The organism is Enterobacter sp. FUJ80071, assembly GCF_038739915.1.
GTDB lineage: Bacteria > Pseudomonadota > Gammaproteobacteria > Enterobacterales > Enterobacteriaceae > Enterobacter > Enterobacter kobei.
The window spans coordinates 1,963,163-1,976,688 of sequence record NZ_JBBXKH010000001.1 but is presented as its reverse complement, the minus strand read 5'-3'; the positions used below and the strand labels follow the sequence as shown (position 1 = coordinate 1,976,688).

Genomic DNA, 13,526 nt, shown 5'->3' with positions numbered 1-13,526 from the left:
TTACTCCTGTAGTGCGGAAGGGGTTGCCGGGCTGAGCTGCCCCGCTTCGGGTCTGACCTCACGTTTGCTGGCCAGCTCACGGGCGATGGAATCCACCAGCCGGCTGTTAAGCTTGTAGATGGAAAGTAGCGCCACCATGCAGAGGAACAGCGCGCATGGGATAAGGGTGAAAAGCGCGTTAATGGTCGACAGCACGTGCGGCGTCTGGGCTGCCTGGCCCGGCGCATAATCCACCATGCCCAGTACCCAGCCCACCACCGCCCCGCCGAGCGCCAGGCCAAATTTGATGGCAAACAGCGCGGTGGAGAAGACCAGCCCGTCCAGGCGACGGCCGCTGCGATGCTCTTCGTAATCGACCACATCGGAGAACATGGTCCACTGGAGCGGTGTGGTGAGGTTTTGAATAAAGCTAAAGACAATGTTAAGGCCGAAGATCAGCCAGACCTGCGAAGGCGGCAGGAAGAAAATCAGCGCGCCGAAAATGACGAAGGAAATAATCGTCCACTGGTAAGCACGAACGCGGTCAAATTTCCCCAGCAGCCGTTCAGATAATAATGCGCCGCTTAAGGAGGCAACCATTCCGGAAACAATAAAGGCAAATACCAGATCCGGGCGCAACAGCACGTAGTTCACATAATACATCGTGGCGGAGCCGCGCGTTACCACCGCGGTCAGCAGCAAAATATTAAACAGGAACACAATACGCCACTGGCTGTTGCGGCCCAGCAGTTTTAAATCGGTAAGCATGGAGCCGGAGGTATCATTGCGCGGAGAATACCGCTCGCGGGTCATCAGGAAGCAGCAGAAGAACAGCACAATGCCCAGCAGCCCCATCAGGCTCATGGCATAGAAATAGCCTTTCTGCACGTTGCCCTGGCCCAGCAGTGAGACCAGCGGCAAGGCGATAACCGTCACAATCAACCCGCCAATAAATGACAGACCAAAGCGCCATGACTGCAGGGAGTGACGCTCGCGCGGGTCCAGCGTCAATGCGCCCGGCATGGCGCAGTAAGGCACGTTAATCGCGGAGTAAATCAGGCTCAGGATAGCGTAGGTCAGGCAGGCATAAACGATTTTAGCCGTCGGCCCGACGTCCGGTACATAGAAAGTGATCAGGCAGCTTACGCCAAAAGGAATGGCAAACCACAGCAGCCAGGGACGGAAACGACCATGACGCGTCTGGGTGCGGTCAACCAGTGCGCCAATGCACGGGTCGACAAACGCATCAACCACGCGCACCACTAAAAACATGGTCCCCATAATGGCCGCGGGTAAACCAAAAACATCCGTATAGAAGTAAGCAAGAAATAACGTGGCCGTTTGCCAGACCAGCGCGCTGGCCATATCACCTAAGCCATAACCTATTTTATCTTTGGTACGCAATACAGAGGAAAGTGTCATTGTTATTTGCCTTTTTATCAGGTTAAAACGTATTTCAACCAGTTGCGCATCTTCTGAAGAGAAATGCGCAGTAAGGCTCAAGTATTAGCAACGCTTTGCGCGCTAACAATTGTCTAAATTAACAGACAAATTATGATATTTGGTTTTTTACTTTATTTGTGATGGGGAGCAAATATACCCTAAATAATTCGAGTTGCATGAAGGCGGCAAGGGAGTGAATCCCCAGGAGCTTACATAAGTAAGTGACTGGGGTGAACGAGTACAGCCAACGCACATGCAACTTGAAGTATGACGGGTATAAGGAATGAAATAAAAAAGGCGAGGAATAATATCCTCGCCTTTTCGGGTCATGCTGGCGTTACTTGTTCAGTTCCGCCAGGCTCAGCCAGGTTTGCACCACGGTGTCCGGGTTCAGGGACAGGCTATCAATCCCCTCCTCCATCAGCCAGGCGGCAAAGTCTTCATGGTCAGAAGGACCCTGACCACAAATCCCGACGTATTTACCCTGTTTCTTCGCCGCACGGATGGACATGGAGAGCAGCGCTTTCACCGCCTCGTTACGCTCATCGAACAGCTCAGAGACCACGCCGGAGTCACGGTCCAGACCCAGCGTCAGCTGCGTCATGTCGTTCGAGCCGATAGAGAAGCCGTCAAAGTGCTCGAGGAACTGCTCGGCCAGCAGGGCGTTGGACGGGATCTCACACATCATGATGATCTTCAGTCCGTTTTCACCGCGCTTGAGCCCCTGACGCGCCAGCTCGTCCACTACCGCTTTCGCCTGATCCACCGTACGCACGAACGGGATCATGATTTCGACGTTGGTCAGCCCCATGTCGTTGCGCACGCGTTTCACCGCTTCACACTCCAGCGCGAAGCAGTCGCGGAAGCTGTCGGACACGTAGCGTCCGGCGCCGCGGAAGCCCAGCATTGGGTTCTCTTCTTCCGGCTCGTAGCGCTCACCGCCGACCAGGTTGGCGTATTCGTTTGACTTAAAGTCAGACAGACGCACGATCACGCGTTTCGGGTAGAACGCCGCGCCCAGCGTGGCGATCCCTTCGGTCAGACGGCCAACGTAGAACTCTTTCGGCGAGTCGTAGCCTTTCATCATCTCGCGGATTTCGTTCTGCAGTTTCGCGTCCTGGTCGTCAAACTCCAGCAGCGCACGCGGGTGCACGCCGATCATGCGGTTGATGATAAATTCCAGACGCGCCAGGCCAACGCCTTCGTTCGGCAGGCAGGCGAAGTCAAACGCACGGTCCGGGTTACCGACGTTCATCATAATTTTCAGCGGCAGATCCGGCATGGTATCCACGCTGGAGCTCTTCACGCTGAAGTCGAGGATATCGGCATACACGTAGCCCGTATCGCCTTCGGCGCAGGAGACGGTTACGTTCTGTCCGTCCTTCATGCGTTCGGTTGCGTCACCGCAGCCGACAACCGCAGGAATACCCAGTTCGCGGGCAATGATCGCCGCATGGCAGGTACGACCGCCGCGGTTGGTGACGATGGCCGCCGCTTTTTTCATGATCGGTTCCCAGTCCGGGTCGGTCATGTCGGTCACCAGTACGTCGCCTGGCTCAATACGGTTCATCTCGCTGATGTCGTGGATCACTTTTACCGGACCGGCACCGATGCGGTGACCAATCGCGCGACCTTCCGCCACAATTTTGCCCTGGGTGTGCAGCGTATAACGCTCCATCACCTGACCGCGAGAACGGACGGTCTCCGGACGCGCCTGGACGATAAACAGCTTGCCGGTGTTCCCGTCTTTCGCCCATTCGATATCCATCGGACGGCCGTAGTGTTTTTCAATCTGCACCGCCTGCTTCGCCAGTTCCTGCACTTCGGCGTCGGTCAGGGAGAAGCGGTCGCGCTGCTCCTGCGGCACATCCTCAATCTTAACCTGCTTGCCATGCTCCTGGGTTGGGGCATAGATCATGCGGATTTTTTTCGAGCCCATGGTGCGGCGCACCACCGCCGGGCGACCCGCGGCCAGCGTAGGCTTGTGTACATAAAATTCGTCAGGATTCACCGCGCCCTGCACCACCATCTCACCCAGACCCCATGCAGAGGTGATGAACACCACCTGGTCGAAGCCGGATTCGGTATCAATGGAGAACATCACGCCGGATGAGCCTACGTCTGAACGCACCATGCGCTGGACGCCAGCGGAGAGTGCGACGCCGCGATGGTCGTAGCCCTGGTGCACGCGATAGGAGATGGCGCGGTCGTTGAACAGGGAAGCAAATACGTGCTTCACGGCCACCAGCACCGCATCATAGCCCTGAACGTTCAGGAAGGTTTCCTGCTGCCCGGCGAACGACGCGTCCGGCATGTCTTCTGCGGTTGCGGAAGAACGGACGGCAAAGGAGGCCTGCGCATCGTCAGCGGAGAGCTGGTTGTAAGCATCGTGAATGGCTTTTTCCAGTTCCGGCTGGAAAGGTGTGTCGATGATCCACTGGCGGATCTGCGCCCCGGCTTTAGCAAGCTCGGTCACATCATCAATATCCGTTTTATCCAGCAGGTCGTAAATGCGCTGGTTTACACCGCTCTGGTCTAAAAACAGGTTAAACGCATCGGCGGTTGTGGCAAACCCGTTTGGTACGGAAACACCCATACCGGACAGATTTGTAATCATTTCACCCAGGGAGGCATTTTTGCCCCCAACTCTGTCTACATCATTCATGCCGAGTTGGTTATACCAAAGCACCAGCGGTGACGAGCCATTGTTGGACATCGAAACAATCCTTTTGTGATATTTGATCGGAGTAAGTAACACCTGACTACGTATTTATACTGGCATATTTATTTGCGCTAAAAAAACGGTGAATCGTGTAAGCAATTTAAATTTTCAACTTTTCGGATAGTTTCCCACCAGCGATTAACCCGATGATTCCTCTATATTCAGCCGTTAACCACAAAAATAAAGCCGCTATTTGAAAAATGAAATCCACTTTTCAGGAAAATCAAAAACAGTGTTTCATTCATAATTAGGATAAGTTCTTTGCTGTGTAAATTACTTTTTTAATTTATGCTTTCAGACAATCACGTATGATATTCAGGGTGGGTAAAATGGATAATGCTGTCGATCGTCACGTTTTTTATATTTCTGATGGTACGGCGATCACCGCCGAGGTGCTGGGCCACGCGGTCATGTCGCAATTCCCCGTATCGATTAACAGCATCACGCTGCCGTTCGTGGAAAATGAGAGCCGCGCCAAAGCGGTGAAGGACCAGATCGACGCCATCTATCAGCAGACCGGCGTCCGTCCGCTGGTGTTCTACTCCATCGTTATCCCCGAAATTCGCCACATCATTTTGCAAAGCGAGGGCTTCTGCCAGGATATCGTCCAGGCGCTGGTGGCCCCGCTCCAGAGCGAGCTGAAGCTTGACCCGACGCCTATCGCCCACCGTACCCATGGGCTGAACCCCGGCAACCTGACCAAATACGATGCACGTATTGCCGCCATCGACTACACCCTGGCGCATGACGATGGTATTTCTCTGCGCAATCTCGACCAGGCACAGGTGATTTTACTTGGCGTGTCGCGTTGCGGTAAAACGCCGACCAGCCTCTATCTGGCGATGCAGTTCGGCATTCGCGCCGCCAACTACCCCTTTATTGCCGACGACATGGATAACCTGGTGCTGCCCGCTGCGCTCAAGCCGCTGCAGCACAAGCTGTTCGGACTAACGATTAACCCGGAGCGTCTGGCCGCGATCCGCGAAGAACGCCGCGAGAACAGCCGCTACGCCTCCATGCGCCAGTGCCGCATGGAGGTCTCCGAAGTGGAAGCGCTGTACCGCAAAAACCAGATCCCGTGGCTGAACAGCACTAACTATTCGGTAGAAGAGATCGCCACCAAAATTCTCGACATTATGGGACTTAATCGTCGCATGTACTAATATGCTAGTACATTAACTCAGATTCGGGTATCATCCTCTGCAACAACGGGGCGGTATCGCCCCGAACTTGAAATCAGCAGGGATTGGTTTAATGTGATGCCCATCACTTCCCGGTAGTCTGCCGATGAAGCAAAAATTTTCTGAGACAAATCATGAATAAAACCGACGAACTCCGCACGGCGCGCATTGACAGCCTGGTCACACCGGCTGAACTGGCTCAGCGGCATCCCGTTTCCGCCACGGTTGCGGAACATGTTACGGCCTCCCGCCGACGTATTGAAAAAATCCTGAATGGTGAAGACAAGCGTCTTCTGGTCGTGATTGGCCCTTGCTCTATCCACGATCTGGATGCAGCACTGGATTATGCCAAACGCCTTCAGGGACTGCGGGATAAGTATCAGCATCGCCTTGAAATTGTGATGCGCACCTACTTTGAAAAACCGCGTACCGTGGTGGGCTGGAAAGGGCTGATTTCTGATCCCGATCTCAACGGCAGCTATCGTGTGAATCACGGTATCGAACTGGCACGCAAGCTGCTGCTCCAGGTCAACGAGCTGGGCGTCCCAACGGCGACTGAATTTCTCGATATGGTGACAGGGCAATTTATTGCCGATTTGATCAGCTGGGGCGCGATTGGCGCGCGCACCACTGAAAGCCAGATCCACCGCGAGATGGCCTCCGCCCTCTCCTGTCCGGTCGGCTTTAAAAACGGGACCGATGGCAACACCCGTATCGCTGTTGACGCGATCCGCGCCTCGCGTGCCAGCCACATGTTCCTGTCGCCGGATAAAAGTGGTCATATGACTATCTACCAGACCAGCGGTAACCCTTACGGGCACATCATTATGCGTGGCGGGAAGAAACCCAATTACCATGCCGACGATATCGCCGCCGCCTGCGAAACACTGGCCGAATTCGATCTGCCGGAACATCTGGTGGTGGACTTTAGCCACGGTAACTGCCAGAAGCAACACCGCCGCCAGCTGGACGTTTGCGATGAAATTTGCCAGCAGATCCGCAGCGGTTCAACCGCCATCGCGGGTATTATGGCCGAAAGCTTTATCAAGGAAGGCACGCAGAAAATCGTTGCCGGACAGCAGATGGTGTACGGCCAGTCAATCACCGATCCGTGCCTGAGCTGGGAAGACAGCGAACTGCTGCTGGAAAAGCTGGCGTCTGCGATAGATACGCGCTTCTGACCCCCGCCGGGTGGCGCTGCGCTTACCCGGCCTACGGTTCGTGCCCTTCTCCCTCTCCCCATGGGAGAGGGTCGGGGTGAGGGCATCAGACCGCACCTTCCCCCAAAATTTGATCCCGTCACATTATTTTCACAAAAACGCTTGCCGTGAAATTGCAGTTTATTGATAATGATTATCATTGTTACATTGATTGTTATTTATAAACATTATGTCACCTACGGATAACCGCGCGGCAACGCCAGCAAACAAACACACAGCGCCCGCCCCTGCCTCCACCGATCGTCGCATCGACAGCAAAAGCCTGCTGGGTGATGAGGGCCGGGTGATTATCGAGCATGACGGCCAGCGCTATCTTCTGCGCCAGACCCATGCCGGAAAACTGATCCTCACAAAATAAACAACACCTAAAAATACGCCAGCCACCCAGGTGACCCCCAGGCAGCCAGCGCTTTCGATTCTTTATGGAGAGTTGCTATGCCACACCTGCATACCGCATGTTTACGCCCGTCACTTCTGGCGCTGGCGATTGTCAGTACCCTGCCGGGCGTCGCGTTTGCTGCCGCAGATGAAATAACCGTCACCGCGACCGGCAACGCCCGTAGCGCCTTCGAAGCCCCAATGATGGTGAGCGTGATTGACGCCGCTGCCCCGGAAAAACAGACCGCCAGCTCTGCCGCCGACCTGCTGCGTAACGTGCCAGGCCTGACGCTGGACGGCACCGGCCGCACCAACGGTCAGGACGTTAATCTGCGCGGTTATGACCGCCGCGGCGTGCTGGTGCTGGTTGACGGCGTGCGTCAGGGTACCGACACCGGACACCTCAACAGCACGTTCCTCGACCCGGCGCTGATCAAACGTATCGAAGTTGTGCGCGGTCCGTCGGCGCTGCTCTACGGCAGCGGTGCGCTGGGTGGCGTGATTTCCTATGACACCGTTGACGCCAGCGATTTCCTGGAACCGGGCAAAAACAGCGGTTACCGCGTGTTTGGTACCGGTGCGACGGGCGATCATAGCCTCGGGATGGGGGCCAGCGCCTATGGCCGCACCGATACGCTTGACGGTCTGGTGTCATGGTCCAGCCGCGACCGCGGCGATATCCGCCAGAGCGACGGCAAGCGTGCCCCAAACGACGAATCCATTAATAACATGCTGGCGAAAGGCAGCTGGAAAATCGACCCGGCTCAGACGTTAAGCGGCTCCCTGCGCTACTACAACAACGCCGCGCAGGAGCCGAAAAACCCGCAAACCTCCGGTGCCACCAGCAGCAACCCCATCACCGACCGCTCCACCATCCAGCGTGATGCACAGCTGGGTTACCGTCTGGCGCCGGAAGGGAACGACTGGCTGAACGCCGATGCAAAAGTTTACTGGTCAGAGGCGCGCATAAATGCCCAGAACATCGACAGCACCGGTGAGTTCCGCAAGCAGACCACCAAAGGCGGCAAAGTAGAAAACCGTACCCGCCTGTTTGGCGACACCTTTGCCTCTCACCTTTTGACCTACGGCGGGGAATATTATCGTCAGGAACAACGTCCGGGTGGCACCACCACCGGCTTCCCGGAGGCGAAAATCGACTTTAGCTCCGGCTGGCTGCAGGATGAAATCACCCTGCGCGATCTGCCCGTTACCCTGCTGGGCGGCACGCGCTATGACAACTATCGGGGTAGCAGCGAGGGCTACGACGACGTGGATGCCGACAAGTGGTCCTCCCGCGCCGGGTTAACCGTCAGCCCTACCGACTGGCTGATGCTGTTTGGCTCTTACGCTCAGGCCTTCCGCGCCCCGACCATGGGCGAGATGTATAACGACGCCAAACACTTCTCCATCGGCAGTTTCTACACTAACTACTGGGTGCCTAACCCGAACCTGCGCCCGGAAACCAACGAAACGCAGGAGTTTGGTTTTGGCCTGCGCTTTGACGACCTGATGCTCGCCAACGACGGGCTGGAGTTCAAGGCCAGCTATTTCGATACCAAAGCCAAAGATTACATCTCCACCACCGTCAATTTTGCCGCGGCGACCACCATGTCGTACAACGTTCCGAACGCCAAAATCTGGGGCTGGGACGTGATGGCAAAATACTCGGCCGACCTGTTTAACCTCGATCTGGCCTATAACCGCACGCGCGGAAAAGATACCGATACCGGCGAGTACATCTCCAGCATCAACCCGGACACCGTCACCAGCAGGCTGGATATTCCGGTGGCGCAAAGCGGCTTCTCCGTGGGCTGGATCGGCACCTTTGTCGATCGTTCAACCCATGTCAGCAGCAGTTACAGCAAACAGCCGGGCTATGCGGTCAACGACATCTACATCAGCTATAAGGGCCAGGAGCAGCTCAAGGGCATCACCACCACGCTGGTGCTGGGTAACGCCTTCGACAAGGAGTACTGGTCTCCTCAGGGTATTCCGCAGGACGGTCGTAACGGCAAGATTTTTGTGAGTTATCAGTGGTAATTCCCCGCGGGGAAACTATTCAGAAGGAAAAGACAATGGATCACTACACGCGCTGGCTGGCGCTAAAAGAAGAAAACCCGGGTAAGTATGCGCGCGATATTGCAGGGTTAATGAACCTCAGTGAAGCAGAACTGACCTTTGCGCGCGTGGGCCATGATGCCTGGCGACTGCGCGGTGAAATTCGCGAGATCTTAGGCGCGCTTGAAGCCGTAGGGGAAACAAAATGCATCTGCCGCAACGACTATGCTGTTCACGAGCAGGCAGGCAGCTTCACCCAGCAGCACCTGAACGGCCACGCCGGGCTGGTGTTGAACCCGCGCGGACTGGATCTGCGCCTGTTCCTCAACCAGTGGGCAAGCGCGTTTCACCTCAGCGAAACCACCGCACGCGGCGAGCGGCAGAGCATTCAGTTTTTCGATCATCAGGGTGATGCCGTACTGAAAGTTTACACCACGGACAACACCGACCTCGCCGCCTGGGCTGACGTGTTGACCCGCTTTATCTTTGCCGATAACCCGCCGCTTGAGCTGAAGGCTGCCAAGGCCCCGCTGCATGCCGAAAATGCAGATGCCGCCCTCGTGGACAAAGCGTGGCGTGCGATGACTGACGTGCACCAGTTCTTCGGCCTGCTGAAACGCCACAACCTCAGCCGCCAGCAGGCATTTCGCCTGGTGGGCGACGACCTCGCCTGCCAGATTGAAAACAATGCGCTGGCACTGCTGCTGGAAACCGCGCGCCAGCACGGCAACGAAATCATGATCTTCGTGGGTAACCGCGGCTGCGTGCAGATCTTCACCGGCGCGGTGGAAAAAGTCGTGCCGATGAAAGGCTGGCTGAACATCTTTAACCCCACCTTTACCCTGCATCTGCTGGAGGAGACGATTGCGGAGAGCTGGGTCACGCGCAAACCGACTGCAGACGGTCACGTCACCAGCCTGGAACTGTTTGCCGCAGACGGCACGCAAATTGCCCAACTCTATGGTCAGCGTACGGAAGGCGAGCCGGAGCAGAGCCAGTGGCGTAGCCAGATTGATGCCCTGACGCCAAAAGGGCTGGCCGCATGAAAACGTGGTTTGCCCTGCTGACCGCCCTGCCGCTGGTGGCGTTTGCCGCCGCGCAGGAGAAAATTGTCACCCTTGGCGGCGACGTCACGGAGATTGTTTATGCGCTTGGCGCGGACTCTTCGCTGGTCGCACGCGACAGTACCAGCCAGTGGCCGCAGGCAGCGAACGCGCTCCCCGATGTGGGCTATTTGCGCCAGCTTAACGCCGAAGGGATTTTGTCCATGCGTCCCACGCTGGTGCTGGCCAGCGACCAGGCGCAGCCGTCTCTGGCGCTAAAGCAGGTTGAACGCAGTCACGTCAGGGTGATTACCGTTCCTGGCCGCAACGATCTGAGCGTCATTGACGAAAAGATCCGCATTATTGCCGAGGCCACCCACCGTGAAGCGCAGGGAGAGAGCCTGCGCCGCTCGCTACGTCAGGCGGTGGCGGCTCTGCCCGCAGAACCGCTCAACAAACGGGTGCTGTTTATCCTCAACCACGGGGGAATGACCGCCATGGCCGCCGGACAGCAAACCGGCGCCGATGCCGCCATTCGTGCCGCCGGGTTGCAGAACGCGATGCAGGGTTTCACACGGTATCAGCCGCTGTCGCAGGAAGGGATTATTGCCAGCCAGCCCGACCTGGTGGTGATTTCGCAGGACGGCGTGAACGCGCTGGGTGGCGAGGCGAATCTGTGGAAGCTGCCTGGACTGGCGCAAACCCCGGCGGGACGGCACAAACAGCTGCTGGCGATTGATGACATGGCGCTGCTGGGTTTTAGCGTGCGCACGCCGGAAGCCATCCGGCAGTTACGTGCTAAAGCGGAGCAACTGCCCTGATGTCCCGGCGGATCGCACTGTCGTTGTGGATGCTGGCCGCAATTCTGAGCATCATGACCCTTACGGCAACAGGCTTTGGAGCATTGCCTCTGCCGGTCAGCCTGCTGTGGAACGGCAGCGATGAGGCGATGCGTCAGATCTGGCTGACCATTCGCCTGCCCCGCGTGCTGCTGGCGCTGGTGATTGGCGGCGCGCTGGCGCTGGCCGGGTGCGTGATGCAGGGACTGTTCCGCAACCCGCTGGCAGACCCGGGTTTGCTTGGGATCAGCAGCGGCGCGGCGCTGGCGGTCGCGCTGTGGGTGGTTATTCCTGTCACGTTGCCGGCCCTGATGATGCTTTACGCCCCGATGGTTGCGGCATTCCTCGGCGCGCTGGCTGCAACCGTTGTGATCTTCCTGCTCAGCCAGCAGCGTCACGGTTCCCTGTCCCGTTTACTGCTGGTGGGGATCGCCATCAACGCCCTGTGCGGCGCGGCCGTCGGTCTCCTTTCCTGGCTTAGCAACGATGCGCAGCTTCGCCAGCTTTCGCTCTGGGGAATGGGCAGCCTCGGGCAGGCGCAGTGGTCCACCCTGCTTGCGGTGACCTCGCTGATGGTGCCTGCGGTTCTGATTATCTGGCGGCAGGCTGGTCCACTCAATTTGCTGCAGCTGGGTGATGAAGAGGCGCACTATCTCGGGGTGGATGTTGCCCGGGTACAGCGGATCCTGCTGCTGTGCAGCGCCCTGCTGGTCGCTGCGGCGGTGGCCATCAGCGGCGTGATTGGCTTTGTTGGCCTTGTGGTCCCACACCTGATGCGTATGTGGCTGGGGGCCGACCACCGGGCCGCGATCCCCGGCTCGGTGCTGGCCGGAGCGTTACTGCTGCTGGCTGCCGATACGCTGGCGCGCACTCTGGTCACCCCGGCGGAAATGCCCGTCGGGTTGTTGACCAGCCTTCTCGGTGCGCCGTGGTTCCTGTGGCGTATCTTTCGTCGTGGAGGTGCGCATGGCTGAACGCTATTGTGCGGAAAACCTGGTCTTTCACGCCGGGCAACGGACGCTGATCGACGATGTATCACTGACCTTATCTCAGGGTGAGCTGGTCGCGTTGATTGGCCCTAACGGTGCCGGGAAATCGACATTATTACGGCTGCTGACCGGCTATCTCACACCCGCAAGCGGGCGGTGCAGTCTGGCAGGCACGCCGCTTGCGGACTGGCCAACGGAGACTCTCGCCCGCTACCGGGCAGTGATGCGTCAAAATACGCAGCCCGGATTCGACTGGCCGGTGGAAGCCGTGGTCGGTATGGGGCGCGCCCCCTGGACGCGCTCCCCTGAGGCGTCAGTGGTTGAGGAGGTCATGGCGATCACAGGCTGTTTACCCCTGGCGGGCAGACGCTATTCGGCACTCTCCGGAGGCGAGCAGCAACGGATCCAGCTCGCTCGGGCACTGGCCCAACTCTGGTGCGACGGCGCCCCACGCGGCTGGCTGTTTCTTGATGAACCGACCTCCGCACTGGATCTCTTCCACCAGCAACATCTGCTGCGCCTGATGAAAACCCTGACCCGTCGGGGGCATCTCCACGTCTGCGTGGTTCTGCACGATCTTAATCTGGCGGCACTGTGGGCGGATCGTATCCTGCTGCTGCATAACGGCAGGCTGGTCTCCCGGGGGGCACCGGAGGACGTTTTGCAAGCCGGGACGCTGGCGCGCTGGTATGGCGCGCAGGTGCTGGTCGGCAGCCATCCGGCTCATGCCGTGCCGCAGGTGTTCCTCGCTCCCTGAGCGGGGTGATAAAAATCCTTCAGCGTTTCCAGCAGGGCATGCGCCGCTTTAGAGAGCTGCGTGTGCCCGGGATGGATCACCCCGATGCACTTTTCAATGGGCGGGTTATCCAGCGGAATACAGACCGCGCCCAGGGAAGCCATCTGCGCCTCGCAGAGCGCCGGCACGGCGCTGCCACCCAGCCCGCTGGCGACCATGCGCCCTACCGTCACCAGTTGATGACTCTCCAGCGCCACGTCCAGCTTTCTGCCGCTCCGCGCCAGCTCCTCCTCCATCATCAGACGTACCGCCGAAGGGCGCTGCAGGGTGATGAAATCCAGCGTCAGCAACTCCTCCCATGCCAGGCGCTTTTTTCCCGCAAGCGCGGAATCTTTCGGCACAATGGCGACAAACCTGTCCAGCCCCAGCGGCGTAAACAGCAGGTTATGCGTGGGTGCCGGCTCAAAAGCTATTCCCATCTCAACCCGCCCTTCCCGCACCATCTCAATCACCTGCTCGTTGATGACATCATGCACGGTGACGTTGACCCCGGCATGGCGATCGCGAAACGCTTTCAGCACTTCCGGTAAAACGTTGGCGGCAAACGACGGCATCGCCGCGACCGAGATTTTGCCGCGCTGGAGCGTAAAGCACTGGTGCATTGCCTCTTCCACGTTATCCCAGTCGGCCAGCAGTTGCCGCGCCATCGGCAGAAATGTTTCTCCCTCCTGCGTGAGGGCAACCTTGCGCGTGCTCCGCTGCAACAGCGGCCCACCGAGCGCATCTTCCAGGCTTTTAATCGTCAGGCTCAGCGCTGGCTGGGAAAGATTTAAGCGTTCGCTGGCGTGCGCGAAATTGAGAGTGTGAGCTACCGCTAAAAACGCGCGTAACTGTTTGACACTCATTCTCATTTTTCATCCTGTTAACTAATTGAAAAA

Annotated in this window: 11 protein-coding genes; 8 read left to right on the top strand and 3 right to left on the bottom strand. The window is 57.8% G+C overall.

Going from position 1 to position 13,526, the window contains the following annotated elements; translation table 11 throughout:
* A complete protein-coding gene (locus AAER43_RS09610) occupies nt 1-1,401 on the bottom strand; it encodes an MFS transporter (RefSeq protein WP_014883512.1) in 1,401 nt (466 codons plus the stop codon).
* A gap of 358 nt (nt 1,402-1,759) precedes the next feature.
* Nucleotides 1,760-4,138, bottom strand: coding sequence for a phosphoenolpyruvate synthase (ppsA, locus tag AAER43_RS09605; protein WP_050861851.1), 2,379 nt, complete (start codon nt 4,136-4,138; stop codon nt 1,760-1,762).
* 335 nt (nt 4,139-4,473) lie between these two features.
* Between ppsA and ppsR the strand changes: the two genes are divergently transcribed.
* From ppsR to AAER43_RS09565, 8 genes are all read left to right on the top strand, one after another.
* Nucleotides 4,474-5,307 (top strand): posphoenolpyruvate synthetase regulatory kinase/phosphorylase PpsR, encoded by an 834-nt coding sequence (gene ppsR / locus AAER43_RS09600; RefSeq protein WP_014883510.1) that lies wholly within the window; start codon nt 4,474-4,476, stop codon nt 5,305-5,307.
* Nucleotides 5,308-5,459: 152 nt separating this feature from the next.
* Nucleotides 5,460-6,506, top strand: a complete 1,047-nt coding sequence (aroH, locus tag AAER43_RS09595) for a 3-deoxy-7-phosphoheptulonate synthase AroH (RefSeq protein WP_032636862.1) — start codon at nt 5,460-5,462, stop codon at nt 6,504-6,506.
* A gap of 208 nt (nt 6,507-6,714) precedes the next feature.
* Entirely contained in the window at nt 6,715-6,903 is a 189-nt protein-coding gene (gene hemP, locus AAER43_RS09590) for a hemin uptake protein HemP (RefSeq protein WP_023332785.1), read from the top strand.
* 77 nt (nt 6,904-6,980) lie between these two features.
* Nucleotides 6,981-8,963 (top strand): TonB-dependent hemoglobin/transferrin/lactoferrin family receptor, encoded by a 1,983-nt coding sequence (locus AAER43_RS09585; RefSeq protein WP_050861852.1) that lies wholly within the window; start codon nt 6,981-6,983, stop codon nt 8,961-8,963.
* Between the two features lie 35 nt (nt 8,964-8,998).
* Nucleotides 8,999-10,027, top strand: a complete 1,029-nt coding sequence (locus AAER43_RS09580; RefSeq protein ID WP_050861853.1) for a hemin-degrading factor — start codon at nt 8,999-9,001, stop codon at nt 10,025-10,027.
* On the top strand, nt 10,024-10,845 hold the full coding sequence (locus AAER43_RS09575) for a hemin ABC transporter substrate-binding protein (protein WP_050861854.1): 822 nt from the start codon (nt 10,024-10,026) through the stop codon (nt 10,843-10,845). Before AAER43_RS09580 ends, AAER43_RS09575 begins: the two co-directional genes overlap by 4 nt.
* A complete protein-coding gene (locus AAER43_RS09570) occupies nt 10,845-11,837 on the top strand; it encodes an iron ABC transporter permease (RefSeq protein ID WP_050861855.1) in 993 nt (330 codons plus the stop codon). The genes AAER43_RS09575 and AAER43_RS09570 overlap by 1 nt, the downstream gene beginning before the upstream one ends.
* The gene (locus AAER43_RS09565; RefSeq protein ID WP_045269457.1) at nt 11,830-12,609 is read left to right on the top strand and encodes a heme ABC transporter ATP-binding protein; all 780 of its coding nucleotides are present in this window, start codon (nt 11,830-11,832) and stop codon (nt 12,607-12,609) included. The genes AAER43_RS09570 and AAER43_RS09565 overlap by 8 nt, the downstream gene beginning before the upstream one ends.
* Here AAER43_RS09565 and AAER43_RS09560 read toward each other — a convergent pair.
* On the bottom strand, nt 12,576-13,499 hold the full coding sequence (locus tag AAER43_RS09560; RefSeq protein ID WP_045135067.1) for a LysR family transcriptional regulator: 924 nt from the start codon (nt 13,497-13,499) through the stop codon (nt 12,576-12,578). The two genes, AAER43_RS09565 and AAER43_RS09560, sit on opposite strands and share 34 nt — an antisense overlap.
* Nucleotides 13,500-13,526: the final 27 nt, after the last annotated feature.

What these genes read in the sequence shown, in the direction of transcription:
- AAER43_RS09570 (WP_050861855.1), top strand. Translation starts at nt 10,845, where the DNA reads ATGTCCCGGCGGATCGCACTGTCGTTGTGGATGCTGGCCGCAATTCTG.
- AAER43_RS09585 (WP_050861852.1), top strand. Translation starts at nt 6,981, where the DNA reads ATGCCACACCTGCATACCGCATGTTTACGCCCGTCACTTCTGGCGCTG.
- hemP (WP_023332785.1), top strand. Translation starts at nt 6,715, where the DNA reads ATGTCACCTACGGATAACCGCGCGGCAACGCCAGCAAACAAACACACA.
- ppsR (WP_014883510.1), top strand. Translation starts at nt 4,474, where the DNA reads ATGGATAATGCTGTCGATCGTCACGTTTTTTATATTTCTGATGGTACG.
- AAER43_RS09565 (WP_045269457.1), top strand. Translation starts at nt 11,830, where the DNA reads ATGGCTGAACGCTATTGTGCGGAAAACCTGGTCTTTCACGCCGGGCAA.
- aroH (WP_032636862.1), top strand. Translation starts at nt 5,460, where the DNA reads ATGAATAAAACCGACGAACTCCGCACGGCGCGCATTGACAGCCTGGTC.
- ppsA (WP_050861851.1), bottom strand. Translation starts at nt 4,138, where the DNA reads ATGTCCAACAATGGCTCGTCACCGCTGGTGCTTTGGTATAACCAACTC.
- AAER43_RS09560 (WP_045135067.1), bottom strand. Translation starts at nt 13,499, where the DNA reads ATGAGAATGAGTGTCAAACAGTTACGCGCGTTTTTAGCGGTAGCTCAC.
- AAER43_RS09610 (WP_014883512.1), bottom strand. Translation starts at nt 1,401, where the DNA reads ATGACACTTTCCTCTGTATTGCGTACCAAAGATAAAATAGGTTATGGC.
- AAER43_RS09580 (WP_050861853.1), top strand. Translation starts at nt 8,999, where the DNA reads ATGGATCACTACACGCGCTGGCTGGCGCTAAAAGAAGAAAACCCGGGT.
- AAER43_RS09575 (WP_050861854.1), top strand. Translation starts at nt 10,024, where the DNA reads ATGAAAACGTGGTTTGCCCTGCTGACCGCCCTGCCGCTGGTGGCGTTT.